This is a genomic window from Streptomyces sp. NBC_00086, assembly GCF_026343255.1.
Lineage (GTDB): Bacteria > Actinomycetota > Actinomycetes > Streptomycetales > Streptomycetaceae > Streptomyces.
In genome coordinates this window covers 5,036,007-5,062,636 of sequence record NZ_JAPELZ010000001.1, presented here as the reverse complement: position 1 = coordinate 5,062,636, position 26,630 = coordinate 5,036,007, and the positions used below count along the sequence as shown (strand labels likewise).

Here is a 26,630-nt window from a genome sequence, read left to right as displayed (position 1 = left end):
GACAGGGCGAACGGCCCGGCACACCGAAAGGTGTGCCGGGCCGTTCCTTCGTTCCGGGTGGGGCTTACCGCTGGCCGCGCAGGCGGCGCCACGGGGTGAAGGTGAAGACAGCCGCGCCGAGCAGCATGACCGTGCCGGCGACCAGGGCCAGGGCCTTGATGCCGCCGTCGTCCGAGGCTCCGGTCTGGGCGAGGCCGCCGGAGGTGGCGGCGCTGCCCGAGGTGCCGGAGGTGCCGGAGCCGCCGGGCTGGGCGGCGGTGTCCAGCGTGAGCGACACCGAGCTGGCCGTCGCGGCGCAGGGCACCACGATCGGGGCGGCGCCCGGGGCCATGACCACGTTGATCGTCAGCTTGTCCGGGGTCAGCGTGGTCTTGCCGGTCTTTCCGGGCTTGTAGGTGCCCTTCATGTCACTGAGGCTGACCGGTGCGCCCCCCTTGATCGGCTCGGGGTTGCCCGGGCCGCTGACCTTGACGATCCCGCTGTCGGCTCCGCCGAGCTTGATGTCCATCGAGGGCTGGAGGGCTCCCGCCGGAAGGTCCATGGGGCTGTTCATCACGCCCTTGGCGGTGGTGGCGGTCAGGTCGTAGGTGCCGCCGTTCTTCTTCGCGTTGATCGTCACCTTGCCCTTGAGCGGGCCTCCCTGGATAAAGGACCCGCAGTCGAAGGTGACGTCCACGGTCTGGCCCGGGAAGTCGGTCTGACCCCCGCCGGACGCGGAGGGCGAGGGGCTGGCGGGCGGCTGGCTCGTGGGCGGAGCCGTGGTGGGCGGCGGGGTGGTGGGGGGCTTGCTGGTGGGCGGCGGGCTGGTGGGGGGCGTGGTGCTGGGCGACGGGCCCGGGCCGCCCGAGCCGGTCACCTTGATCGTGGCCCCGACCGGGACGGTCGTCCCCTCCTTGGCCGTGCACACGGTGTCCGTGCTCATCACGTTGATCTTGTACGAGGCCGGGGTCAGGGTGACCGTGCCGGCCTTCGTCAGCTTGAGCTTCGCCTTCATGGGAGTGACCACCATCGGCGAGTTCTTGGGGATCGCCGGGTTCTCCGCCTTGCCCTGCACCGCCAGCTCGCCGGTGGCGTCCCCGCCCAGCTTGATCACCCCGGACGGGGTCACGGAGTTCGCCGCCAGATCCGTGTAGCCCGGGTTGTCCGAGGCCGCCTTGGTGGTCTTCCAGACCACCTCCACCTCATCGCCGACCTTGGCCTCGGCGGGCGTCACGGTGACCTCGGCCGTGGTCGTCCCCTCGATGTTGCTACCGATCGGTGGATCACACACGGTCGGGAACGAGATCTCGGCCGCGCCGGCCGGGGCAGCGGCCACCATCACCATGCCCGCGCCGCCGAGAAGCAGCGCGACCGCGGCCGCGCTCATCCTCCGTTGGGTGTTCACAGTTTTCCTTTCGTCGTCGGACTGTTCTCAGACGGTGCGGACGTCTGTGCTGCCTGTGGTGCGTCGGGTGGTGCTGCTGTCCCCGGCGCGCTGTCCGGGGTGAACCACGGCAGTACCGCCGTGGTGGTCTGTGGGGGTTCGGCCGCCGGGCCCGAGCGGGCCGGCGGTCCTCCTCGTACGGAGCCCCGCGCGGGCCCCCGCAGCGCCGGGATCTTGGGCAGCCGGGCGGTCACCGCCGCCGCCGGGTCGGGCTGCGGGCGGTGGCCGCGGTGGCGGCCGGACTCGCGCGGGCGGACCCTGTCGACGACGGCCATGCCGATCCGGAAGATCGCGGCCGGGACCACCAGGAGGAGCAGGCCCCAGAACAGCAGCACCCCGTACGGGCGGGCCACGCCCCAGGGCTGCGTGGCCAGCACCGTCTCCCCGTACTTGAGGGAGAGGGTGTAGTCGCCGTGGGCGCCGGCGGTCAGGGTGGCGTCGAGGGAGACCTCCGCCTTGCCGCCGGGCGGGATGGTGCCCTTCCAGCGGACCTCTTCCCAGGTCGGCGCGAACACCCCGTGGGCGGTGCCGAGCTGGAAGACCGGGTCCTTGACGGCCGCGGAGCCGAGATTGCCCACGGTGACCGTGAACTTCCGGCCGGGCGGGGCCCCGAACCAGGTCAGCACCCCGTCCTCCCCCTTGAGCTGGACCCCGGTGAGCAGGGCGAGCCGGGCCGTGCCGCCCTCGGCGGGCAGGTCGGCCACCGGGTGGTCGGTGATCTTCAGCGGGGCCGCGACGGTGGACTGGTCCCCGTTGACGGAGGTCACGTTGACCACGCAGGGGCAGGGCTTGGGCGGGGCCACCACCGGGAGCTGGGCGGAGAAGTGCCCGTCGTCGGCGACCGAGACGGCCACCCCGTCGGCGTTGGCGCAGCTGTTGGTGCCGCCGATCATGTTCTGCCCGCAGACCAGCAGCATCACCATGGTCTTGGCCGGCCAGCCCGTTCCGGTCACGGCTATCTCCGTGCCCTTGGCGGCCTCCTTGAGCGAGAGGGCCACGGCGGGTTTGGCCCCGTCGTCCGCGGTGGCCGGGGCCGCCGCGAACAGCGCCAGCGCGCACGCCAGCAGCCCCGCCGCCAGCCCCGCGCGTCCCGCCGCGGCCAGGGCCCTGACCTTGCCGCCGTGTCTCACACCGGCCTTGGCACTCACCTGGGTGCTCCCGTCAACTCGTGTTCCGGCGCTGGGGCTTCTTCGGGTACGGCGCTCCCGTGCGGCGCGGGCGCGGACCCCGGTCCAGACCTGCCGGACCAGATCCGCCGCTTGCGTTCGAGGAGCAGGGCGGCCGCCGCGACGGCCCCGAGGCCCAGCAGCCCGAGGCCGGTCGCGCCCGCGATCCCCCAGGGCACGAACCAGGCCGAGGTGCTCCCCGTGGCGCGGGCGCCGCCGGGGGCCGTCACGGTGAGGGTCAGGGCGACCCGGTCGAACACGGGCGCGCCCGGCCAGGGTTCGGTCAGCTCCACGCGCTGGCCGGGCAGCACCTCGACCGGCAGGGTGCGGGCGCTGCGGCCCGCGACCTTGCCGAGGGTTCCCTCGGCGCTGATGACCAGCTCGGGGGCGAGGGCCACGTTGCCGCGGTTGACCAGGGCGTACGCGACGCGCGCGGTCGCGCCCTTGCCCCGTACGGAGACGTCCTCGACCGTGAGCGCCGCCAGCGCCGGGCCGCCGACGCGCAAGTGGACCCGTACGCCCACCTCGCGGCCGGACTCGGTGGCGACGACGGCGGCCGGGTGGTCGCCGGGCGGGGAGCCGGGCGGCACGGTGACGGTGAAGGGGACCACGGCGCGGGTGCGCGCCGGGACCTTGACCGTGGTGCCCGCGCCGAAGCTGATCCAGAGGCCCGCGCCGATGGACTCTTTGGCCGAGCGCACCGCGAAGGCGCCGGCCGCCGTGTTGTAGGCGTCGGCTCCCCGCAGGGTGACGGTGTGCTCCCGGTCGCTGGTGTTGACCAGGGCGAGGCGGTCCTCCAGCACCGTGCCGGAGGGACCCGAGAGGTAGAAGTACGGGCGGGCCCCGGCCTTCGCCGCCGCCGGCGCAGTCCCGGCGGCGGGCTCGGCGGTCCAGCCGGGCCCGTCGGCGGCGGCCGGGGCCGCCATCGCGCAGGAGAGCACGGCGGTGACCACGGCGGCGACGGCGGCGAGGAGGAACCCGCCGGGCCTTCGGGGCGAGGGGAGCACGGGCATGACCGGGTGCGCTCCGTTCAGGACCCGGCCCGCTGGCCGCGCCGGGTCAGCCAGAGCACGCCTGCGGCGCCGGAGAGGATCACGGTGGCGCCGAGGGTTCCGAGGGCTATGGCGGAGTCCTCGGGGCCGGTCTGCGGGAGGCTGTCCCCGGTGGAGCCGGTCGAACCGGTGGCGCTGCCGCCGGCGGCCGTCACGTCGAGTTCGAGTGACGGCTTGGGGCTGTTGCCCGCCGTGCAGGTGGTGGTCGTACCCATCGCCTTGATCGTGAGCACGCCCGCGGTGAGCGTCACCTTGCCGGACTTCTTGGGCGTGTACGTGCCCGACAGGTCGCTGATCTTGATGGGCGTATTGGCCGGAACGGCCTCGGAGTTGGGCGGACCGGAGACCGGTACCGACACCTTCTCCGCGCCGTCCAGCATGATCACGGCACTGGGCGTCATCGCACCCTTGCCGAGCTCGATGGGGCTGGAGGAGACGCCCTTCTGGAAGGACATCGTCAGCTTGTAGCCGTTGCCCTCCTTGACCCCCTTGATCTCGATCGGCGAGACCGCCGATTTGGGGCCGATGGGGGTCTTGCAGTCGTACTGGACGTCGACAACGGCCGCATGGGCTGCGGGGGCGGCCAGCAGTACCGCCGCCCCCGCCAGCGCGGAGGCCAGCGCGAGCGCGGTGGAACGTTTCCGGTCGGACACCTTCGTCTTCCCCTCGAACCTTGGGCCACAAGTTACTGACGGCACATCAGATTGGTGGCTCAAGGTAGCCCCGGGGCCTTACGGAGGGAAGACAAAGGACGGCGCCGTATCAACAGCCCGTCCATACGCCGCAGACCGCCCCCGGGGGCGGTCTGCGGCGTCCGGATTACGGCTGTTTCAGGCCGTCTTGCGGCCCTTCTGCCAGACGGCCGAGACCAGCGGAACGCCCGGCCGGTAGGCGAGGTGGACGTGGCTGGGGGCGTCGAGCAGGGCGAGGTCCGCGCGGGCGCCGGGGGTGAGGGTGCCGATGTCGGCGCGGCGCAGGGCGCGGGCGCCGCCGGCGGTGGCGGACCACAGGGCCTCGTCCGGGGTCATCCCCATGTCGCGGACGGCCAGCGCGATGCAGAACGGCATCGAACTCGTGTAGGAGGAGCCCGGGTTGCAGTCGGTCGACAGCGCCACGGTCACGCCCGCATCGAGGAGCCGGCGGGCATCGGGCCACTGCGCGCGGGTGGAGAACTCGGCGCCGGGCAGCAGCGTGGCGACGGTCGTCCCGGCCGCCTGGGCGAGGGCGTCCACGTCGGCGTCGGTGAGGTGGGTGCAGTGGTCGGCGGAGGCGGCCTCCAGCTCGACCGCGAGCTGTACGCCGGGTCCGTGGGAGAGCTGGTTGGCGTGGACGCGCGGGATCAGCCCGGCGGCGGCGCCGGCCGTGAGGATCGCCCGGGCCTGCTCCCCGTCGAAGGCGCCCTTCTCGCAGAACACGTCCACCCAGCGGGCGTACGGGGCGCAGGCGGTCAGCATCTCGCCGGTGACGAGGTCCACGTAGCCGGCCGGATCGTCGGCGTAGTCCGGGGAGACGATGTGCGCGCCGAGGTAGGTGACCTCCTCGGTGTGCGCGGAGGCGATGCGGAGCGCTCGTGCCTCGTCCTGGACCGTGAGGCCGTAGCCCGACTTGGTCTCGAAGGTGGTGGTGCCCTGGCGGCGGGCCTCGTGGAGGTGGCGCACCAGGTTCGCTTCGAGCGCGGCGTCGGAGGCGGCGCGGGTGGCGGCGACCGTGGTGCGGATGCCTCCGGCGGAGTAGCTGTGGCCGGACATGCGGGCGTTGAACTCGGCGGTGCGGTCGCCCGCGAAGACGAGGTGGGAGTGGGAGTCGACGAAGCCGGGGATCGCGGTGCGGCCCTCGGCGTCGTACGCCGTGTCCGCGGCGGGGGCCTTGTCGGCGGGGCCGACCCAGGCGATCTTGTCGTCCTCGATGACGACTGCGGCGTTCTCGATGAGGCCGAGGGGGGTGCCGTCGCCCAGGGCGGGGTCGTTGGTGACGAGGCTGCCGATGTTGGTGATGGCTGTGGTGGTCATGATTCCTCGGGGTCGTCGAGTTGTTGTTCCCCCACCCCGCCCCTTCCCGAAACTGGGGCCTGCGGCCCCGGCCCCCGCTGGGGGCACGGGCTGCGCCCGGCCCCCGTTCGGACGCTCCGCGCCCGGTGCGCTCAAACGCCGCGCGGGCTGAATGCGGCCTCGCCGGCGTTTGAGGCGCGGGGTCTGGGGCGGAGCCCCAGTTCGGGAAGGGGCGGGGTGGGGGAAGCGCCGCAGGCAGGGGGGTCAGGAGCGGAGGGCTGCGATGGTCGATGCCAAGGCCGACGGGACGTCCTCGACCAGAGTGTGGGCGCCGTCGCGGACGATGTGGCGGCCGGCCACGACCGTGTGGCGGACATCGGCGGCGGAGGCCGCGAAGACCGCCGTCTCCGCTCCGAGGCGGGGCAGCGGTCCCGCCGTACGGACGGAGTCCAGCGCGATCGTGGTGAAGTCCGCCAGCGCCCCCGCCTCCAGGCGGCCGGAATCGGACCAGCCGAGGGCCGCGTGGCCATCCGCCGTAGCGGCCGTGAGCAGGGCGTTCGCCGTCCAGTGGCCCCGCGTACGGCTGCTCAGGCGCTCGTTGAGTTCCATCGCCCGCGCCTCTTCGAGCAGGTCGATCACCGCATGGCTGTCGCTGCCCAGCGAGAGCGGACTGCCCGCGCGCTGGAGGCGTACGGCCGGCCCGATGCCGTCGGCGAGGTCGCGTTCGGTGGTGGGACACATGCAGGTGCCGGTGGTCGTGGAGCCCAGGAGGGCGATGTCCCCGTCGGTGAGGTGCGTGTTGTGCACGCCGGTGGTGCGCGGGCCGAGCACCCCGTGGTCGGCGAGCAGCTGCGTCGGGGTGCAGCCGTGGGCCGCCAGGCAGGCGTCGTTCTCGGCGGTCTGCTCCGAGAGGTGGACGTGGAGCGGGGCCCGGCGTTCGGACGCCCAGGCGGCGACGGTGGCGAGCTGCCCCGCCGGGACCGCGCGAACCGAGTGGATCGCGGCGCCGATCAGGGCGTGTTCGCGGGGCTTGAGGGCCGAGACCCGCTCGGCCCAGGCGTCCGCGGTGGAGTCGGAGAAGCGCAGCTGGTGGGGTTCGGGGGCCTTCCCGAACCCCGCCGACAGGTACGCCGTGTCGAGGAGCGTGATGCGGATGCCGGCCTCGGCGGCGGCCGCGATCAGGGCCTCGCCCATGGCGTTGGGGTCGGCGTACGGGGCTCCGCCCGGGGCGTGGTGGACGTAGTGGAACTCGCCCACCGACGTGATGCCGGCCAGCGCCATCTCGGCGTAGACGGCCCGCGCGAGCGCGAAGTAGCTGTCGGGGGTGAGGTTCTGGGCGACCTTGTACATGAAGTCGCGCCAGGTCCAGAAGGTGCCGCTGCCGACCTGCACGGTCGAGCGCAGGGCCCGGTGGAAGGCGTGGCTGTGCGCGTTGGCCAGGCCCGGGACGGTCAGGCCGCGCAGGACCTCGGCCCCCGGGGGCGGGGTCTCGGCCCCGGTCCGCAGGGCGGAGATCCGCCCGTCGTCGGATACGTCCAGGGCTACGCCCGGCTCGACATGGGTGCCGAGCCAGGCGTGCTCCAGCCAGTACGTCTTCAGCACGTGCCCCTTCACCTGCATGCGAGGCCTTCCAGTACGTCGGCGAGGGCGAGGACGCCCGCCACGCAGTCGTCCTCGGCGGCGAACTCCCGCGGGGAGTGGGAGACCCCGGTGGGATTGCGTACGAACAGCATGGCGGTCGGGACGGCCGCCGAGAGGATTCCGGCGTCGTGTCCCGCGCCCGTGCCGAGCACGGGGACGGCTCCGCCGAGGATCCGGTTCATCTCCTCGCGCAGGGCGTGCTCGAACTCGACGACGGGGGTGAAGGACTCCCGGACCACATCCAGGTCGATGCCCTCCTGGTCCGCGCGCTCGCGGGCCGCCTTCTCGATCGCGGTCACGACCGTGTCGAGGGTGGCCTGGTCGGCGGCGCGGGAGTCGAGCCAGCCGCGGACGAGGGAGGGGATGGCGTTGACCCCGTTCGGCTCGACGGAGATCTTCCCGAAGGTGGCCACGGCCCCGGCCAGGGCCGCCTCGGCGCGGGCCGCGAGCACGGTCTGCGCGTACGTCAGCATCGGGTCGCGGCGGTCGGCCAGCCGGGTGGTGCCGGCGTGGTTGGCCTCGCCCCGGAAGTCGAAGCGCCAGCGGCCGTGCGGCCAGATCGCGGAGGCGACGCCGACCCGGTCCCCGGACAGGTCCAGGGCCCGGCCCTGTTCCACGTGCAGTTCGACGAAGGCACCGATGCGGGCGAGGCGTTCGGGGTCGGCGCCGATGCCGGCCGGGTCGTATCCGGCCGCCTCCATCGCCTGCGGGAGGCTGATGCCGTCCGCGTCGCGGAGCTCGTACGCCTTCTCCTTGGTCAGCTGCCCGGCGGCCAGCCGGGAGCCGACGCAGGCGAGGCCGAAGCGGGCCCCTTCCTCGTCGCCGAAGTTGGTGATGGCCAGGGGCCTGGAGAACTCCGCTCCCCTCCTGCGGAGTTCGTCCAGGGCCGCGAAGGAGGACACCACCCCGAGGGGGCCGTCGAAGGCCCCGCCGTCGGGGACGGAGTCCAGGTGGGAGCCGGTGACGACGGCGTCACCGGGCAGGACGTCTTTGTATGTCTCAGTGCCGAGCCAGGCCCACTGGTTGCCGTTGCGGTCGGTCTCGTACGCGAGCCCGCGCGCCTCGGCCTGCGCCCGGAACCAGGTCCGGCAGTCGGCGTCGGCGCCGGTCCACGCGTAGCGGCGGTAGCCGCCGCTGCCCGCGTCCCGGCCGATGGGCCGGAGCTCGGCCCACATGGCGTGGAACGAGGCTCCGGCCGTGGCGTCCTCGCTCACGCGTCGTCGCCCTCGCGCATCGGGATGCGGACGCCCCGCTCGTCGGCGACCGTCTCGGCGATGTCGTAGCCGGCGTCGACGTGGCGGATGACGCCCATGCCCGGGTCGTTGGTGAGCACGCGGCGGATCTTCTCGCCCGCGAGCTTGGTGCCGTCGGCGACCGTGACCTGGCCCGCGTGGATGGAGCGGCCCATGCCGACGCCGCCGCCGTGGTGGATGGAGACCCAGGAGGCGCCGGAGGCCACGTTGACCATGGCGTTGAGCAGCGGCCAGTCGGCGATCGCGTCGGAGCCGTCGAGCATGGCCTCGGTCTCGCGGTACGGGGAGGCCACCGAGCCGCAGTCCAGGTGGTCGCGGCCGATGACGAGGGGGGCGGCGAGGGTGCCGTCGGCGACCATCTCGTTGAAGCGCTCGCCGGCCTTGTCGCGCTCGCCGTAGCCGAGCCAGCAGATGCGGGCGGGCAGTCCCTGGAAGTGGACGCGCTCGCCGGCCATCTTGATCCAGCGGTGCAGGGACTCGTTCTCGGGGAAGAGCTCCAGCATCGCCTTGTCGGTCTTGTGGATGTCCGAGGCCTCGCCGGACAGGGCCGCCCAGCGGAAGGGGCCCTTGCCCTCGCAGAAGAGGGGCCGGATGTAGGCGGGGACGAAGCCGGGGAAGGCGAAGGCGCGGTCGTAGCCGGCCAGCTGGGCCTCGCCGCGGATGGAGTTGCCGTAGTCGAAGACCTCGGCGCCCGCGTCCATGAAGCCGACCATGGCCTCGACGTGCGTGGCCATGGACTCGCGGGCGCGGGTGGTGAAGCCCGCCGGGTCCTTGGCCGCGTAGTCGGCCATGTCGTCGAAGTCGACGCCGACCGGCAGGTAGGCGAGCGGGTCGTGGGCGGAGGTCTGGTCCGTCACGATGTCGATCGGCGCGCCCTCGGCGAGCATCTGCGGGAGCAGGTCGGCGGCGTTGCCGAGCAGGCCGATGGAGAGCGGCTTGCGGGCGTCACGGGCCTCGACGGCGAGCTGGAGGGCGTGGCGCAGATTGTCGGCCTTGACATCGAGGTAGCGGTGCTCGATGCGACGGTCGATGGCGCGCGGGTCCACGTCGATACAGATGGCGACGCCGTCGTTCATCGTCACGGCGAGCGGCTGGGCGCCGCCCATGCCGCCGAGACCGGCGGTGAGGGTAATGGTGCCGGCCAGCGTCCCGTTGAACTTCTTGGCGGCGACGGCGGCGAAGGTCTCGTACGTCCCCTGGAGGATGCCCTGGGTGCCGATGTAGATCCACGAACCGGCCGTCATCTGGCCGTACATGGTCAGGCCCAGGTTCTCCAGGCGGCGGAACTCCTCCCAGTTGGCCCAGTCGCCGACCAGGTTGGAGTTCGCGAGCAGCACGCGCGGCGCCCACTCGTGGGTCTGCATCACGCCGACCGGGCGGCCGGACTGGACGAGCATCGTCTCGTCCTGCTTGAGGGTCTGGAGGGTGCGGACCATCGCGTCGTACGAGCGCCAGTCGCGGGCGGCCTTGCCGGTGCCGCCGTAGACGACGAGCTTGTCGGGGTGCTCGGCGACCTCGGGGTCGAGGTTGTTCTGGAGCATCCGCAGCGCGGCCTCCTGCTGCCATCCCAGGGTGCTCAGCTCGGTACCTCGCGCGGCACGTACGGGGCGGGGTCCTGACATGGCGGTGCCTCCTCCGTTGTTGGTCAATCTATTCACATCTTCACTCCCTGAATAGATTCAGTCAACAGCTGCGGGCGGACGCGCCGGATGATGGGATGACGGACATGGCAGTCGACGCACACGCGCACGCCGCCGGAGGCTCCGCCGAGGACGGCTCCGGGGTCACCTCCGAGCCCACCGCCGAGGACGCCGCCCGGCGACGGGACCTGGCCGTACGAGCCGCAGTGGAGCAAGGCCTGCTCGACGAGGACACGCCCCTCCTCTGCCTCCTCGACACGGCCGGCATCCGCGCCTCCGCCGCCGCCCTGACCGGCGCCTTCGCCCGGGCCCTCGCCCCCGGCACCCCCGTCCTGCACGCCTTCGCCGTCAAAGCGGCCCCGCTCGTCCCGGTGCTGCGGCTGCTCGCCGACGCCGGGCTCGGCTGCGAGGTGGCCAGCCCCGGCGAGCTGGCCCTGGCCCGCGCGGCCGGGATCGCGCCGGAACGCATCGTCCTCGACTCCCCCGCGAAGACGGCCGCCGAGCTGCGCGAAGCCCTCGCCCTGGGCGTCGCGCTGAACGCCGACAACCGCCAGGAGCTGGAACGCCTCGACGCGCTCCTCGCGACGACGGCCACCACTTCCCCGATCGGCCTACGCATCAACCCCCAAACCGGCGCCGGCACCATCGACGCCCTCTCCACCGCCACGGCCACCTCGAAGTTCGGCATCGCCCTGCGTGATCCGGGCGCGCGCGAGTGGCTCGTACGGGCCTACCTGGACCGGCCCTGGCTCACCCGGCTGCACACCCACTCGGGCTCCCAGGGGGTCCCGCTCCCACTGATCGCCGAAGGAGTACGGGAGCTCCACCTCCTGGCCGAGGAGATCAACGCGGCGGCCGGGCGGCGGCAGGTCGACACCCTGGACATCGGCGGCGGGCTCCCGGTGAACTTCACCTCGGACGCGGCCACCCCCACCTACGCGGAGTACGTGAGCGCGCTGCGCTCGGCCGTCCCCGGGCTCTTCTCGGGGGCGTACGGGCTGGTCACGGAGTTCGGGCGGTCCCTGACGGCCAAACACGGGCTGGTGCTGTCACGCGTCGAATACACGAAGACCACCGGCGGGCGGGCGATCGCGCTCACGCACGCGGGGGTCCAGCTGGCCACCCGCACGGTGTACGCCCCGGCGGCCTGGCCGCTGCGCATCCTCCCCTACTCCGCGAAGGGGGCTCCGCTGACGGGGCCCCTCGTCGCCCAGGACATCGCCGGGCCGGCGTGCTTCGCGGGTGACCTCCTTGCCGCCGCGCGGGAGCTGCCGCTGCTGGCCCCGGGGGACCTGGTCTGCGTGCCCGACACCGGGGCGTACGCCTTCACCGCGCACTACGGCTACAACAGCCTGCCCCGCCCACCGGTACACGGCTTCACGGTGACCCCCTCGGCCAAGGTCCACTTCACCCTGGCCCGCGCGGCCCAGCCCGTCTCCACCATCCCCCCGGAGGCAGGCGCAGCCACCCCGAACGCCCTCCTCTGACCCCCGGGCCCTAGCCCCCTGGAGCCCACCCGAGGCCCGCCCCGGGAGCCTGCCCCGGGAGCCCCACCCGGGCCCGACCCGGGAGCCCGACCCGGCAGCCCCACCCGGGCCCGACCCGGGGGCCCCACCCGGGGGCCCGACCCGGGGCCCGGCTCGGCAGCCCGGCCCTCCGGCCAGCCCCGGGGCCGAGCCCCGCGAACCCGCTGCGCGGGGCCAGTGGGCGAGTGCGGGTGGCGCGGCCCTGCGGGGCGAAGTCCCCTACCCGCCCTTCCACCGTTCCCCGGGCGCTGCCCGGACCCGCGCCTCAAACGCCGACGAGGCTGGGGGATGCCCCCGGGCGCTGCCCGACCCGGTCCTCAAACGCCGGACGGGCTGGGGGATACCCCCGGGCGCTGCCCGAACCCCGGTCCTCAAACGCCGGACGGGCTGGGGGATACCCCCGGGCGCTGCCCGGACCCGGTCCTCAAACGCCGGACGGGCTGAAAGCGGGGTCCCGGGCTGCGCCCGGACCCCTGGGGCTCCGCCCCAGACCCCGGTCCTCAAACGCCGGACGGCTGAAAAGACAAACCCCGGCGGAGCTGGAATGGCCCAGACGGCTGGAAGGATCCGGCTCCGGGCGGCTGAAAGTTCAACCCCCGGCGGGGCCGAAGCCGAAGGAGACGGGCCCGGCGGGGCCGAAGCCGAAGGGGACAGACCCGGCGGGGCCGAAGGAGACGGGCCCGGCGGGGCCCGAGTCGGAGGGGACAGACCCGGCGGGGCCCAAGTCGGAGGGGACAGACCCGGCGGGGCCCGAGTCGGAGGGGACAGACCCGGCGGGGCCCGAGTCGGAGGGGACAGACCCGGCGGGGCCGGAGTCGGAGGGGACGGGCCCGGCGGGGCGGGGACGGGGACGGGGTGGGGTGTTGGCCTGGACGTAGAGCGTGATTTGTGGCGCTGGAGCAACCCGCACCCTGTCGGAGTAGAGCAGAGGGCGCCTAAATCATGCAGTCCAGGCCGACACCCCACCCCGGCCCCGGCACCGACCCACCGCAGCCCGCCCCACATACACACAGACGCCCGCCACAACACAGCCCCGCCGGCGTTTGAGGCGAACCCCCGGCCCCGCCCGGGGATCACGGGGTGGACAGCGTCGCCTCCAGCACCGGGGTCAGCGCCCCGATCACCGCCTCCGGCGAGAGCGCCGTCATCGGGGGCAGCCGCAGCAGGTAGCGGGTCAGGGCCAGCCCCAGGAGCTGGGTGGAGACCAGGCCCGCCACCCGCAGCCCCCGCTCCACCCCGAGCGCCCCCGCCAGCGCCGGCGCGACCTGGGTCGCAAAAACCTCCCGCATGCGCGCCGCCGCCGCCTCATTGGTCACCGCGGAGCGCAACAGCACGAGCAGCGCATCATCCGCCGGATCACCTTCCCACCGCTCCACGAAGTGCCGCACCAGCACCTGCGCCAGCTCCCCCACCGCAACCCCCGACAGATCAGGCAGCCGCAGATCCACCGCAAGGGCCGCATCGAAGAGCCGCTCCTTGCTGCCGAAGTACCGCATCACCATCGAGGGGTCGATCCCCGCGTCCGCCGCGACGCCGCGGATCGTCGTCCGCTCGTACCCCTGCGCAGCGAACCGCTCCCGCGCCGCCCGCAGGATCGCCGCCTTGGTCTGCCCGCCCCGGGTCTCCCCCGCCACCCCTGCCACTCCGTCTCGCGTCATGCCAACAACCGTAGGCCAACAACCGTTGACATGCCACCTCCACCACCGCATCCTTAGGTCAACAGTCGTTGGCCAACACCCGTTGGCATCCAGGAGGAGAACAAAGATGTCGCTCCCCGCCACCACCCACGTCGCCATCGTCGGCGCCGGCCCCACCGGCCTCACCCTCGCCCTGACCCTCGCCGGGGCCGGCATCGACTTCGTCCTCCTGGACCGGCAGGCCGAGGGCGCCAACACCTCCCGCGCCGCCGTGGTCCACGCCCGCACCCTGGAGGTCCTCGACGAGCTCGACCCGGCCACCTGCGCCGAGCTGGTCCGGCGGGGCACGGCCGTCACCCGGTTCCGGATCCGCGACGGCGCCCGGCCGCTCGCCGCCGTCAGCTTCGACGGCCTGCCCACGGCCCACTCGTACGCCCTGATGGTTCCCCAGGACCAGACCGAGGCCGTGCTCCTCGGCCGGCTGCACGCCCTCGGACACGACGTCCACCGCCCGTACGAGGTCACCGCCGTCAGCCAGGACGCCGCCGGGGTCACCCTCACCACCGCCACCGGCGAGACCCTGCGCGCCGCCTACGCCGTCGGCGCCGACGGGATGCACAGCACGGTCCGCGAGGCCGCCGGGATCGGTTTCACCGGCAGCGCCTACGAGGAGTCCTTCGTCCTCGCCGACATCACGATGAACTGGACCCCGGGCCCCCGCGAGGTCTCCCTCACCTTCGCCGCCGCAGGTCTCACCGTGGTGGCCCCGCTCCCCGGAGGCCGCTACCGCGTGGTCGCCACCGTCGACGACGCCCCCGCCGAGCCCGGCCTGCCCTTCATCCAGGCCCTGCTGGACGCCCGCGCCCCCGCCCAGGCCACCGTCACCGAGGTCGTCTGGTCCTCGCGGTTCCGGGTCCACCACCGGGTCGCGGACCACTACCGCGCCGGCCGCCTGCTGCTCGCCGGCGACGCCGCGCACGTACACAGCCCGGCCGGCGGCCAGGGCATGAACACCGGCATCCAGGACGGCCACGCCCTGGGCCTCGCCCTCACCACAACCCTCACCACCGGAACCGGAACCGGACCCGGCACCGGCACCGGCACCGGCACCGGCACCGACGACGCCCTCGACGCCTACGAGGCCACCCGACGCCCCGTTGCCCTGCGCGTGGTCGCGCTGACCGACCGGATGACCCGGATCGCCACCACCCGGAACCCCGCCCTGCGCGCCGTACGCAACACCCTGCTCCCGCTCCTCGCCCGCATCCCGGCACTGAACAAGCGCCTGGCCACGGAGCTGGCGGAACTGAACTACCGCTAGGGCCGCCCCCGCGCGAGGCCCACCCGACCGCAGGCCCACGACCCCAGCCCCACGACCACAGCCCCACCCGGCCGGCGGCCTACTCCACGAACAGCCCCCGCGCCGCGGCCCGCGCGTCAAACGCCTCCAGCCGCGCCTGCGCGTCCGGCAGCGCGTCCGCCATCGCCTCCAGCAGCACCCGCCCCAGCAGCATCGGCGCGCACGCCGTGTCGAAGGCGAGGCCGGTGCCGACGGGCGCCGGGATCAGCAGGTCGGAGTGGCGGGCCACCGGCGCGAAGGCCGAATCGGCGACCGTGACCACCCTCAGCCCGGCCCCCCGCGCGTGCTCCAGCGCCTCGGCGACCTCCTTGGGATGGCGCGGCAGCGCGAAGCACAGCAGGGCCGAGGCCCCGGCACCCGCGGCCGCGTCGATCCGGTCGGCGAGCATCGAGCCGCCCTCGTCGAGCAGCCGGACGTCCGGATGGACCTTCGCGGCGAAGTACGCGAACCCGCGCGCCTGCGAGGAGGCCGCGCGCAGCCCCAGTACGGGCAGCGGGCTCGACCCGGCCAGCAGCCGCCCCGCCTCCCGCACCGGCGCCGGGTCGGCGAGCATCGCGGAGAGCCGGCGCAGGTTCTCGATCTCGCCCTGCACGGCCTGCTGGTATTCGTTGTACGCGTCCTCTTCCCCGCCCGCGGCCCGCTCGGCGGGGGCCACTTCGCGCAGGTGCCGGCGCAGCGCGGGATAGCCGTCGAAGCCCAGCGCCACCGCGAACCGGGTCACCGACGGCTGGCTCACCCCGGCCAGCTCGGCGAGCTCCACGCTCGACAGGAAGGGCACCTCCGCCGCGCCGCGCACCATGCAGTGCGCGATGCGCCGCTGGGTCGGCGTCAGCCGGTGCCCCTCGAACAGCTTCTGCAGCCGGGCCGCAGGGCTCTCGCTCATCCTGTTTCCCCTCCGTCCCCTAAGTTCCGTACATCCTGTACGTCCCATCTGCCGGGCAGCCGGTCGGCCACCGATGGGATATTCAGTCACGGAGCACTCTGCATGCGGCTATGCAGGACGGCAAGCGGGAGCCGGCCCGGGAACCACAAGAGTTGCGACCACGAACAGCCGAGGTCCGTCCGGCCCACATCGCCGCCGCCCCCGACTCCCGCCCCGCCAAACCTGCCGCGAGATGTCGGCATTGAAGTGCAGCAATGCCCGACCCGCCCCGGTTTCACCTCACGGGCTACGCCTGCCCCATAAAGTCACCAAATCCATCAGGCGATTCACGCGAGCATTACGGGAAACCGCTCGGCCTTGGCCGGATTCACGACAGATCTCCGCCGCCACAACAGTGCCGATATCTCACCATGCGGACGTCGATTCAATGCAGGGTAAAGAATCCGGCAGCTCGGGCGCACGCAAGGACGGTGGGCGGAATGACGCCACCCGACAGGGATCGCCCGCGCACTCCGCGCGCTCGGCGCACTCGACACTCGCCGGCTCGACCGGCCAACGAGCCCACAACAGAATGAGGTTGAGGCACATCCGTCGCATCGCGACTCCCCCGCCGAGTCCCCCGTCGGCTCCGCCTCGACGTGGCGACCCACCTCGGCACATTGAGGGTCACTCAGGACATCACCCAGCAAAGATGATGTTGCACGCAAGGAGGTGGATCGCAGGAAATTGCAGGTCAGAGAGGTTGTTGACTCACCATCACTCAACGTGTCAGGTTGCAGTCGTAACTGGAACAGACCACACACCGACACCCCAAGGAGGTCGACCGGGATGACCACGCAGGGATGCGGACCCGGATGGAGCACCTCTGGGCGCGCTCGGCGAATGTGACGGAGGCGGGACGGCCGCAGCTGCCGCATTCAGCCGACTCGGTTTACTGAAAGATGAAGGAAACCCCTCCATTGCCCCCCTGCGGGGATGGGCTTCGAGGGTTACCCGACTCCGGCGAAGATGCCGGAGCACAGGGACGGTTCGCCGCCCCATGGCGTGGCTCCTGCACATACAGCCGGCCCGAGCATCCACCGCTGGTGGGTCGAAGCACTTGCCAGGCCGCAGTCGACCGCCTTGCCGGGATACGGCACACAACGGCCGCGGTCACGATCGCGCCCCGAATTTATGAAATACGGTCTTTGGCATGGAAAGCATTACCGCGGGAACAGTTTCATTCACATCCGGGTTCCCTTCGCTTGTTCAATTGACTCAACAAGAGTCGAACCCGGCGAAAATCTTGGCACATCTCGAACCCGAGCAGCGAGAGCTGGCAGGGCGCCTTCTCCAAGAAACCGGAGCCGTGCTCTTCCGCGGATTCGGCGTGCTGTCGATCGACGAGTTCGAGGATGCCGCCGGCAGCCTGCTCGGTGAGCTCGCGGCCTACAAGGGCGGCGATGCCCCTCGCCACGCGGAAAGAGGCCTGGTCTACAACGCTTCCGGGCCCGACAAGACCCGTGCCGTAAGGGCGCACAACGAGCTGTCTTACGCCCCTTGGCACCCTGGGACGCTCATCTTCGGATGCAGCGTGGTGGCCGAGGAAGGCGGGGCGACCACGATCGTGGACGGCCGCCGCGTGTACGCGGAGCTTCCGCCCGAGGTCCGGGAGGCCTTCAGGGACCGCGGGGTCACCTACATCCAGCACCTGCCGAACGCGGTGGGCGATCCCAGTGGAATCAAGTCCTGGGCGGAGACCTTCGAGACAGACTCGAAGGACGAGGTCATGGAGCATTGCCGGGCCAGCTACACGTCCGCCAAGTGGACTCCGCTCGGCCTTCTGACCACCAATCGGACACCCGGCACGTTCGAAGTCGGCGCGGACAAGCGCCAGGCCTGGTTCAACCAGACCCACATCTGGCGCAAGGACCCCAGCACCGTTCCCGATGTGACGGACATGGAGCGCTGGGAGACCTGGATCGGATACGGCGCCACGTTCGGGGACGGTAGCGAGATCCCCAGCGAGTACATGGAACTGGTGCAGCGCACGCTGAACGAGTGCGAGGTGCCGGTGCAGTGGGAGGCCGGTGACGTGCTTCTCGTCGACAACCGCGCGGCGATGCACGGCCGGCGGCCCTACAGCGGCGAGCGTCAGGTCTTCGTCGCGTTCGCCTGACCTCGTCCAGGCCCACCATCCATCACTGCCGTCCCCGCCCCGGCGTGACCAACACCGCCGGGGCGCCGCCCCCTGGCCGCGACCCCACCGGGCGGCCATCGCTCCTTCACCGACGTTCCGATGACGGCCGATTTCGAGGCCGAACGGAACCTCCATGGACGTACCAATCCGCCATGGGCACAGCACAAAGGACATTTCATGCGCACCATGCCAAGCCTCGACCTGACGCTTGAGGATCAGAGCCGTCTCACCGACCTCGTCGAGACGGTCTTGGCGAACTGCCCGGGCCAAACCGAGTTCCGCTATCTCTCCTACGCACGCCAGCAGCTCGACGTGCGCGGTGAACTCCCCTTCGTGGACGCAGCGTTCACCGCTTCAGGTGGGGACCCCGTGCACGTGCGGAACCTGCCGCAGTTCGACGACGTCGAGAAGAGCAAGATCCTCTGCCTGTTGCTCGGAGAAGCGATCGGGACCTGCGTCGCGTACGCCGAGTACAACCACTCGTACATCACCGACATCCGGCCGACCACGCTTTCGTCGGAGAAGAGCTCCGGCACCGACCTGCTGAGCATGCACAACGACCTCGCCTGGGCGAGCGACAACTGCCGCCCGCGCACGCTGGTGCTCGTACCGCACGTGGCTGCCGGGGAGGTCCCGAAGACGCTCCTGGCGCCGGCGCGCGACGTGCTCGCGGTCCTGTCCGAGGACACCAAGGACGCCTTGCGACTCCGGCACTTCGAGGCCCGTTCGGGATCGGCACTGTCCTGGGGACACGAGCGGGTGCGGCGTATGGAGCTGCTCGTGGAAGAAGAGGGGAAGCCTCCGGTGATCCGCCTCAACTTCGGCACGTACACCCCGGCCGCCGGCCTCGACGGCTCCGAGCGGGAGCGGGCGTCGAAGGCCCTGACCGAGCTGAGCCGCGCCGCCCTCGAGGTCGGCCGGCAGTACGGCATCTCGATCCTCAAGGGTGAGTCGGTGCTGATTCCCAATGACCACTGTGTACACGGCCGGGACACGATCCAGCCGGGCAAGTGCGAGCGGCTGCTCCTTCGGTCCTACGTCCTGCCGGATGCCATCGCGGCACGGCACGGCAACAGCATGGTCCAGCTCAGCAGCTAAAGAAGGTGACTCGCTCGATGTCTGACATCGTCATCATTGGCGCAGGACACGTCGGCCTCACCCTGCTGGCAGACCTGGAACTGACGAAGTCCCGCCACGGACTCAGTACCCATCTCCTCTCCATCGAGAATTCAACCGCGATGGAGGAGCGCAGCAGGAACTGGACCAGGCTGGTCATGGAAAACCTCGTGACCGGTTCGACGGAAACCTGTTCACTGTCCAGGAGTCAATTCGGTTCGATCTGGAGCCCGGAAGGCCTCCGGAAGCTGAATTGCGCCGGCATCATCGTCGTGACGGTGCCCGACATACCGCACCTCCGACTGAAACTTCTGGATCACCTTGAGCATTCGGTTGACCTTTCGGGAAAGGTGATCGTCTTTGTGCGCGGAGGCCAGGGTGGACAGCCTGTCCTGGCGAAGTGGATCAGAGATTCCCCCCATCTGCGGGACACTTCGGTCATCCTTGTCGAAGACTCGTTCTACGGAACGCGCGTGATCGGATCGCGCGTCCAGTTCAAGCGCAAGATCTCCGTGAACGTGGCGATCTACTCCCTTGCTCCGGAAGCTGCGCTGGCCGCACTGCGCCGCATGTTCCCGCTCGGCGACCAGATCGGCAGACCGTCCTGGCCGGACATGCATGTCTGCGGCGGGATCGATCTGCTCTTCAATCCGCTGGGTTACATCATCCATGTGGGGGTTGCCCTTGCCCGGGAAAACCTGGAGAAGACGCGCAAGGGCATCAGGTACACGCACTACATCGATGGCATCTCACCTGCACTCGCCGAAAGGCTCGATCGGCTCGACAAGGAGCGTGTCCTGTTGGCGCGCGAGCTCGGAGCCGAAGCGCAGGAGTTCCCCGAGATCATCCAACGGCAGTACGGTCTCCCACCGCAGGACTCCTTCTACGCGATGATGCAGTCGTGCCGCGGGATCTACCGATCGCTCTCCAGCGGAAGCATTGAAGAGCTGCGGGATTCACGGGTTCTCCTGGAGGACGTTCCCGCTTTTTACACGATCCGCTGGCTGGCCGATTCGATCGGCTTGGAGATGCCGCACACGGAAGCATACTTCCGCGAGGTACTGGCCGGTTTGCAGGACATCGGGGCGGAATCCTCGGACTACACGATGTACCTGCCCTACCTCGAGAAGATCGACACCGGCATCGAGGGCGTAAAGCAGCTGCTCCACCATCCACATGGCGCTGCCGCCATTCCACAGCTCGTGTAGCGCGTCTACCGCAATTCACATGTCAAAAACAGGCTTGTCGGGTTCTCGTGGACCCGAGACGATGATGAAGAGTGCCATGATCAATAATGCGCTGGAAAGCTCCTACCAGCGGTACGCCGTGAAGCGTCCGCTCAGCGAGAAGCAGCATGCACACGCCAGAATGTTCCTCCCTTCGGGCACAACGCGGTCCGTGTTGGACTTCGATCCTTTCCCTTTCACCGTCGCCTCCGCGGCCGGCTGTCATCTCACGGATATCGACGGCCAGGTGTACCTCGACTACCTGGGCGATTACAGCGTCGGCCTCGCAGGGCACAATCCCGAAGCGGTACGAGAAGCTGTCGCATCGGTCCTGGAGAACGGCTGGTCGTTCGGGGCGGTCGCAGCGGAAGAGGCCGAAGTCGCGCGGCTCCTGTGCGAGCGCTTCGAATCGATGGACCTCGTCCGGTTCACCAGCTCGGGCACCGAGGCCAATCTGGCGGCGATCTCACTCGCCCTGAAGTCGACCGGGCGGAACAAGCTCCTGGTGTTCGACGGCGGATACCACGGTGGCTTCCTCAGCTTCAGCCGTGGGCGCCCGTCCCTGAACGTTCCCTTCGACTCCGTCATCTGCGACTACAACGACCTCGAGTCCGTGCGCGAGGCATTCCGTCAGTGGCCCGAGCAGATCGGGTGCGTGCTGGTGGAGCCGATGCTGGGTTCCGGGGGGCGCATCCAGGCAGCTCCGGATTTCCTGAAGGGGCTCAGGGCGCTCTGTGACGAGAACGGGTCCGTGCTCGTCTTCGACGAGGTTCAGACCTCCCGCATGTCGTACGGCGGGGCCCAGTCGCTGCTCGGTGTCCGCCCCGACCTGACGACTCTGGGCAAGTACATCGGCGGCGGGTTCGGATTCGGCGTGGTCGGTGGTGCGGAGAAGCTGATGCTTCAGATCGCGCGGGGCGGGGAGCGGTCCTACGACCACTCGGGCACCTTCAACAACAACCGGTTCTCCATGGCGGCCAGTTCGGCCATGCTGGGCACCGTACTGACGCGGGCGGCCCTCGACGGGCTGTTCGAGCGTGGCGAAGAGCTGCGGAAGCGTGCCGACACCCTGCTGCGGTGCCACGGATTCCAGGCCACCGGCTGGGGGTCCCTCATGGGGATCCACCCCACCGACGTGTCCGTCGACCGCGCCTCGGACCTGGCCGGCACGGACCGGCGGCCGGTGGAGCTCCTGTTCCACGAGTTGCTGGAACGCGGCATCTACATCGGCAAGAGCGGCTTCGTCACCCTGTCGCTGCCGCAGACAACAGAGACCGACGAGTCCTTCCTGACTGCCCTGGAGAGCGCCATGCAGGCCGTCTCGGCCGTCAGTCCGCGACTCGCCTAGAACGCGTCGCGGGCCGGTTTCGTACGGCCTCGATGTCCGCCCGGCCGGCGGGCGCACACCACCTCGGGAGGAAGCCCATGAAGAACAAAGAAACCGTCTGTGTGATTGTCGATGCCTACAGCAGCGGAGCGTTGTTGCCCGCAGCATTCCACGCCTACGGCCTCCCGACGGTGCATGTGCGCAACCGCGTTGAGGAATATGCCCCGTGGGCGCACCCCGAACGGGCGGCAGGGGTGATCGAAGTCATCGACTTCCACGGTGACTACGAAGGCGTGACGGCCCGCCTCGATTCCTACCACGTCGCACACGTGGTGTCCGGCCTGGAAAGCGGCGTCTACGTGGCCGACCACCTGGCCCACCTCCTTGGTGTACCTACGGGAAATGGCATCGAGCTGACTGCGGCCAAGCGCGAGAAGGCAGCGATGGTCGAAGTGGTGCGCAACGCCGGAATCCGGCACGCTCGCTCGGCGCAGGTCACCACGGCCGCGGAGGCACGCGTCTTCGCTGCCGCGGGCGAGGGCTACCCGATCGTGCTGAAGCCGCTGCAGAGCGCGGCGACGAACGGTGTCGAGTTGGTGCACTCGGCTGCCGAGAGCGATGCCTACTTCGCCCGCAGGCTCGGCACCACCGACATGTGGGGCAACTCCAACGAGGCCTTCCTTGCCCAGGAGATGCTAGTGGGCGAGGAGTACATGGTGGACGTGGTCTCCGTGAGCGGTCACCATCGCGTCATCGAGGTGTGGCGGGCCGACAAGAGCGTGGTCGACGGCTCCCGGATCTACGATCTGAGCGCTCTCATCGCGCCTGACAGTCCGGTGTGGCCGGTACTCACCGACTACGTGACCACGGTGCTGGACGCCTTCGGCATCAGCTGGGGCCCCACCCACACCGAGGTGATGCTCACCGAGTCCGGCCCCGTGCTCATCGAACTCGGCGCTCGGCTGCACGGCGGCATCGCCCCGGGCATCACCCTCCCGGTCTACGGCTCGAACCTTGCGCTGATGACAGCGGCCGCGTACACCGCCCCCGACCACTTCCTGGCCGCCACCGAGCAGCCCCTCCCCCACCGGGCGACGCTGGCACAGGTGGCGCTGCACTGCCCGCGCGATGGTGTGCTGAAGGCCGACCTGGACCTCCGCGAGGTCCGGGAACTTCCGTCCTTCCACTCCATGCGCCTCAAGGGTGCGGTCGGGCCCGTCCGCAAGACGCGTGACTTGGTCAGCTCCTTCGGGTCGGTCTACCTGGCCCACCCTGATGCCGGCCAGGTTCACGACGACTACCAGCGGATCCGGGACCTGGAGAAGAACGACCTGTACGCGGCGATCGTATGAGCCTGCTGCGGCACCAGGGCTTCCGCTGCCTGTGGGTCGGGCAGACCGCGAGCCAGTTCGGTACGCATGTCAACCGGGTGGCCATGCCGTTGGTCGCGATGACCGCGCTGGCCGCGACGCCGTTCGAGATGGGCCTGCTGTACGCCGTACAGTCCGTCGCCTTCCTGGTCATCGGGCTGCCGGCCGGTGTCCTGGTCGACCGGATGCCGCCTCGCACGGTCATGGTCCTCTCGGACGTCGTCCGGGCGCTGTTGCTGCTCAGCGTCCCCTTGGCATGGTGGCTGGACTGCCTGACCTTGAGCCAGTTGCTGGTCATCGGCCTGCTCGGCGGTTGCGCCACGGTCTTCTTCGACGTCGCCTACCAGTCCTACCTGGTACCGCTGGTGGGCCCGGCCCATCTGACGGAGGGCAACGCACGTCTGGAGAGCAGTCGCACGGTGGCCCAGGTAGCCGGCCCCGCGGCCGGAGGCGGCCTGACCGGCCTGATGTCCTCGGCGAACGCGGTGGGGGTACAGGCCTTGTGCTACCTCGTGTCTGCCGCCAGCCTGAACCGCATCCGGGAAGAATCCCCGCCACCGGCAGCACGCGCCCGCAAGCCCATGATTCCCGAGATCAAGGCCGGTCTGCGCTATGTGCTCGGCGACCCGCTCATGCGGGCGCTCACCGGCACTTCAGCAACGTTCAACTTCTTCTACGCAGTTGCTTCGCCGCTGCTGGTGGTGTTGCTCGTCGATGCCATGAACCAGCCGGATTGGGCGGCCGGTGCTCTGATGGCCTCCGGCGGGATCGGCGGATTCGTCGGTGCGATATCCGCCCGCAAGATATCCGACTGGGCCGGGCCCGCCCGGGTGATCTGGCTGTCCCTCGCCGCCTGCATGCCCTTCGGCTTCTTGCTTCCGCTCGGATCAGGTGGCTGGGGAACCGTGCTGTTCGGCGTTTCGTGGTTCATCGTGAATTTCGGGCTGGTCATCTACAACGTGGCGCAGGTCAGCTTCCGCCAGAGGATCTGCCCCCCGGAGATGCTGTCCAGGATGAACGCCACCGTTCGCTTCCTGATCTGGGGCGTCCTCCCGCTCGGCGGGCTCATCGGCGGCGCCCTTGGCGAATGGGGCGGCGTGCGGTTGGCAGTGGCCGTAGCCGTGGCAGGAATGGCCCTGTCCACTCTGTGGGTCCTCGCATCGCCGCTGCGCACCATGCGTGACCTGCCCGCGATGGCCACGAGTTCCTGACATCGGCAGGTGTGGAAACCCCTGGATACACGAATGCCGGCCGACAGAACCGGCCGGAGCACGTGCCGTGGCCATCGGCCACGCTGACAACGACGAGGAGATCAACAGACCCGTGGAGCTCAAGAGTTCGCCCCATCTCGGCGCCGACCTGTGGCCTCGGCTTCCTGCATCGTGGCAGGACCGCGCTCATGGCGCAGCACAGCAGCGCTATGGCCATGTCTTCGACGGCGTTGCGGGAGCCGCCGGGCCGTGGTGGCCGCTGCGGCCCATGGTGTTCAGCGCGGCATTCCACCAGGAACTCGGAGAGCTCAGCGACCGCCTCGCCGTGCTGGTCCTGGAGGCTTGCCGGCGACGGGCCGGTACGGCCGGAGAGCTGCTGGACCTGCTCGGCGTTCCGGCCGAGCAGATGCCACTCCTTCGGAAGGACGAGCCGCTCGGCGACCACCTCATCGAGGCGACTCGTCCCGATGTGGTGCTGGAACGGGGCATACCCAAGTTCGTAGAGATCAACATCGATGGTGCCGTCGGCGGAACGGCACAGGCCGACCTGGTCTCCAGCCGTTTCCATTCGGTGCTCGAAGCCGAGCTGCCCGAATTGAGCCTCACCGTTCCACCGTCCGCGGTCGACTCGCGGTTCGCGCAGATCCGGGCTCAGTTCGACGGAGCGGGGGAGGTGCACCTCGCCATTCCGATGTACGCGCACGGAATTCTCCCCGGCGCGGCCACCGAGGCCGATCGGATCCGCCGTCACCAGCCGATGGTCGACAGTGCCCGGCGTCTCGGCATCGTCGCGGTTCCCTGCCCGTGGCGCGAGTTGGGCAACGATGCCGACTTCCGGCTGGTTTCCGGTGAAACGCGCTTCGATGCCGTACTGCGGCTGTTCATCACAGCCGTCGAGCCGCCCTCGGCGGGTTTCACCGCACTGATCAACTCCGTCCAGCACGGAGCCGTTCAGATGCATACCCCGGAGGCGAGCTGGCTGCTGAGCAACAAGGCCGTACTCGCCTGGCTCTGGGAGGACATCGAGCGCCTCGCACCGGAGGACCGGCAGTTCGTTCACACGCATCTGCCGCTGACCGTCGCAGTCACCCCGGAGCAGGAGGACACCGTTCGTCAAGTGATCCCCGACCGGCAGGACTGGGTGCTGAAGCCCGCGAACGGACACGGCGGTGACGGGGTCGTTCTGGGCCGGGCCGTGGATGACGAGACCTGGCGAACCGCCCTGCGCCGCGCCGTGGCCAAGGGCGGCCACGTCCTCCAGCGCTTCGTACAGGCCGACCGGACGGACATGGCGTTCTACGACGATCGAACAGGCACGGTGCGCAGCGAATCGGTGCCCTTCGTGCTGGGACCGTTCCTTTTCGGCCGGCAGATCTCCAACATCTTCGTCCGGCACAGTTGCCCCGGCGGCGGGCAGGTCATCAATGCCCTGCAGGGCTCGGCCATGAACACCGTTCTCATCGCAGGTAGCCTCCCGGTATGACGATGCGCAAGGCCATGGCCGTGAATGTCGAGACGATGCTCGAAGATCTCAGGACACTCGTCGAGGTCGAATCTCCCTCGCGTGATCTCGAAGCCTTGAGCTCATCGGCCAAGGTAGTCGCCGGTCTCATCGAGAGTCGGCTCGGCGGGCAGGCCGTTCTCGTCCACAGCGATGCCGGGCCCCACGTCCACTGGTCCGGCGGCGGCGACCCGAGGGTTCTGATTCTCGGACACCACGACACGGTGTTTCCGCTCGGGACCCTGGAACGCCGCCCCTTCAAGGTGGAGGGCGGGCACGCGACCGGTCCGGGGGTCTTCGACATGCTCGGCGGTCTGGTGCAGGCCGTCCACGGACTTGCGGCACTCGATGACCGATCGGGTGTCGAGATCCTGGTGACCGCCGACGAAGAGGTCGGTTCCCGCACTTCGCGTGCTCTCATCGAGGAACGGGCGCGCGCCTGCGGCGCCGTGCTCGTCTTCGAGGGTGCGGCGGACGGCGGCGCGCTGAAGACCGGCAGGAAGGGCTGCGGAACGTTCCAGGTCACCGTCAAGGGCCGGGCATCGCACGCGGGCCTTGAGCCTGCGGCCGGAGTCAACGCCCTGATCGAAGCGGCGCACCAGGTGCTGGACATCGCAGCGCTCGGGCGGCCCGAGGTCGGCACGACCGTCACTCCGACCGTCGCGTCCGCGGGAACCCTGGACAACGTCGTTCCGGCAGAGGCTTCCCTGATCGTCGACGTCCGGGTCGAGTCGTCCGACGAGAAGGCCCGGATCGAGTCCGCGTTCGCAGCCCTGACTCCGCATCTCGCAGAGGCGGAGATCACGGTTCAGGGTGCGGTCGGCCGCCCCCCGATGCCCGAGTCGGCGTCGACCGAGCTGTTCGCCATGGCGCTGGACCTGCTTCCCGGCCTCGAAGGCACGGCGGTCGGCGGTGGGAGCGACGGCAACTTCACGGCGGCCCTGGGGGTGCCGACGCTCGACGGCCTGGGCGCGGTCGGGGGCGGCGCCCACGCCGACCACGAGTACCTCGTGATCGGGTCCATGGCGGAACGGGCGAACCTCGTGACCGGGCTGGTGAACGCGATCCGCGCCTCGCGGGCGGGAAGCGGCGCCTGACGAAGACGCCACCGGGGCTCAATTCGCTTGACCG

General features: G+C 70.6%; 20 protein-coding genes. 10 read left to right on the top strand and 10 right to left on the bottom strand.

Annotation, left to right across the window (positions count from 1 at the left end; all coding sequences use genetic code 11):
- Positions 1 to 64 precede the first annotated feature (64 nt).
- From OG276_RS22795 to hutU, 8 genes are all read right to left on the bottom strand, one after another.
- Positions 65 to 1,366, bottom strand: coding sequence for a hypothetical protein (locus OG276_RS22795; protein WP_266908214.1), 1,302 nt, complete (start codon positions 1,364 to 1,366; stop codon positions 65 to 67).
- A gap of 14 nt (positions 1,367 to 1,380) precedes the next feature.
- Positions 1,381 to 2,571, bottom strand: a complete 1,191-nt coding sequence (locus OG276_RS22790; RefSeq protein ID WP_266908212.1) for a hypothetical protein — start codon at positions 2,569 to 2,571, stop codon at positions 1,381 to 1,383.
- Complete coding sequence (locus tag OG276_RS22785; RefSeq protein WP_266908210.1) at positions 2,568 to 3,602, bottom strand: hypothetical protein; 1,035 nt, start codon at positions 3,600 to 3,602, stop codon at positions 2,568 to 2,570. Before OG276_RS22785 ends, OG276_RS22790 begins: the two co-directional genes overlap by 4 nt.
- 17 nt (positions 3,603 to 3,619) lie before the next feature.
- Positions 3,620 to 4,294 carry an LPXTG cell wall anchor domain-containing protein gene (locus OG276_RS22780; RefSeq protein ID WP_266908208.1) on the bottom strand — a complete coding sequence of 225 codons (675 nt, stop codon included), beginning with the start codon at positions 4,292 to 4,294 and terminating at the stop codon, positions 3,620 to 3,622.
- Positions 4,295 to 4,471: 177 nt separating this feature from the next.
- On the bottom strand, positions 4,472 to 5,650 hold the full coding sequence (gene hutI / locus OG276_RS22775; protein WP_266908206.1) for an imidazolonepropionase: 1,179 nt from the start codon (positions 5,648 to 5,650) through the stop codon (positions 4,472 to 4,474).
- Between the two features lie 243 nt (positions 5,651 to 5,893).
- Positions 5,894 to 7,249, bottom strand: coding sequence for a formimidoylglutamate deiminase (locus tag OG276_RS22770; RefSeq protein WP_266908204.1), 1,356 nt, complete (start codon positions 7,247 to 7,249; stop codon positions 5,894 to 5,896).
- The gene (locus tag OG276_RS22765; protein ID WP_266913032.1) at positions 7,240 to 8,445 is read right to left on the bottom strand and encodes an allantoate amidohydrolase; all 1,206 of its coding nucleotides are present in this window, start codon (positions 8,443 to 8,445) and stop codon (positions 7,240 to 7,242) included. The genes OG276_RS22770 and OG276_RS22765 overlap by 10 nt, the downstream gene beginning before the upstream one ends.
- Before the next feature lie 35 nt (positions 8,446 to 8,480).
- Positions 8,481 to 10,145, bottom strand: coding sequence for a urocanate hydratase (gene hutU, locus OG276_RS22760; RefSeq protein WP_266908202.1), 1,665 nt, complete (start codon positions 10,143 to 10,145; stop codon positions 8,481 to 8,483).
- A 104-nt stretch (positions 10,146 to 10,249) separates the two neighbouring features.
- Here hutU and OG276_RS22755 point away from each other — a divergent pair, with 104 nt between their 5' ends.
- Complete coding sequence (locus tag OG276_RS22755; protein WP_266908200.1) at positions 10,250 to 11,650, top strand: diaminopimelate decarboxylase; 1,401 nt, start codon at positions 10,250 to 10,252, stop codon at positions 11,648 to 11,650.
- 1,112 nt (positions 11,651 to 12,762) lie between these two features.
- Here the strand turns inward: OG276_RS22755 and OG276_RS22750 are convergent.
- Positions 12,763 to 13,347: a TetR/AcrR family transcriptional regulator gene (locus tag OG276_RS22750; RefSeq protein WP_266908198.1), complete on the bottom strand. Its 585-nt coding sequence runs from the start codon at positions 13,345 to 13,347 to the stop codon at positions 12,763 to 12,765.
- Positions 13,348 to 13,453: 106 nt separating this feature from the next.
- On the opposite strand from OG276_RS22750, the gene OG276_RS22745 reads away from it, so the two are divergent.
- A complete protein-coding gene (locus OG276_RS22745; RefSeq protein WP_266908196.1) occupies positions 13,454 to 14,647 on the top strand; it encodes an NAD(P)/FAD-dependent oxidoreductase in 1,194 nt (397 codons plus the stop codon).
- 79 nt (positions 14,648 to 14,726) lie between these two features.
- On the opposite strand, the gene OG276_RS22740 is transcribed toward OG276_RS22745, so the two are convergent.
- Positions 14,727 to 15,569, bottom strand: coding sequence for a MurR/RpiR family transcriptional regulator (locus OG276_RS22740; protein ID WP_266908194.1), 843 nt, complete (start codon positions 15,567 to 15,569; stop codon positions 14,727 to 14,729).
- Positions 15,570 to 16,761: 1,192 nt separating this feature from the next.
- On the opposite strand from OG276_RS22740, the gene OG276_RS22735 reads away from it, so the two are divergent.
- The 8 genes from OG276_RS22735 (at position 16,762) to OG276_RS22700 (ending at position 26,596) form a co-directional block, all read left to right on the top strand.
- Positions 16,762 to 17,727 (top strand): TauD/TfdA family dioxygenase, encoded by a 966-nt coding sequence (locus OG276_RS22735; RefSeq protein WP_266908192.1) that lies wholly within the window; start codon positions 16,762 to 16,764, stop codon positions 17,725 to 17,727.
- Positions 17,728 to 17,925: 198 nt separating this feature from the next.
- The gene (locus OG276_RS22730) at positions 17,926 to 18,846 is read left to right on the top strand and encodes a TauD/TfdA family dioxygenase (protein ID WP_266908190.1); all 921 of its coding nucleotides are present in this window, start codon (positions 17,926 to 17,928) and stop codon (positions 18,844 to 18,846) included.
- A gap of 17 nt (positions 18,847 to 18,863) precedes the next feature.
- On the top strand, positions 18,864 to 20,072 hold the full coding sequence (locus OG276_RS22725; protein ID WP_266908188.1) for an NAD/NADP octopine/nopaline dehydrogenase family protein: 1,209 nt from the start codon (positions 18,864 to 18,866) through the stop codon (positions 20,070 to 20,072).
- Positions 20,041 to 21,438 carry an aminotransferase class III-fold pyridoxal phosphate-dependent enzyme gene (locus OG276_RS22720; RefSeq protein ID WP_323182360.1) on the top strand — a complete coding sequence of 466 codons (1,398 nt, stop codon included), beginning with the start codon at positions 20,041 to 20,043 and terminating at the stop codon, positions 21,436 to 21,438. Before OG276_RS22725 ends, OG276_RS22720 begins: the two co-directional genes overlap by 32 nt.
- A gap of 77 nt (positions 21,439 to 21,515) precedes the next feature.
- A complete protein-coding gene (locus OG276_RS22715; RefSeq protein WP_266908187.1) occupies positions 21,516 to 22,769 on the top strand; it encodes an ATP-grasp domain-containing protein in 1,254 nt (417 codons plus the stop codon).
- Positions 22,766 to 23,998 (top strand): MFS transporter, encoded by a 1,233-nt coding sequence (locus tag OG276_RS22710; RefSeq protein ID WP_266908185.1) that lies wholly within the window; start codon positions 22,766 to 22,768, stop codon positions 23,996 to 23,998. The genes OG276_RS22715 and OG276_RS22710 overlap by 4 nt, the downstream gene beginning before the upstream one ends.
- A 67-nt stretch (positions 23,999 to 24,065) precedes the next feature.
- Positions 24,066 to 25,481 carry a hypothetical protein gene (locus OG276_RS22705; protein ID WP_266908183.1) on the top strand — a complete coding sequence of 472 codons (1,416 nt, stop codon included), beginning with the start codon at positions 24,066 to 24,068 and terminating at the stop codon, positions 25,479 to 25,481.
- A complete protein-coding gene (locus tag OG276_RS22700; RefSeq protein WP_266908181.1) occupies positions 25,478 to 26,596 on the top strand; it encodes a M20 family metallopeptidase in 1,119 nt (372 codons plus the stop codon). The genes OG276_RS22705 and OG276_RS22700 overlap by 4 nt, the downstream gene beginning before the upstream one ends.
- Positions 26,597 to 26,630 lie beyond the last annotated feature (34 nt).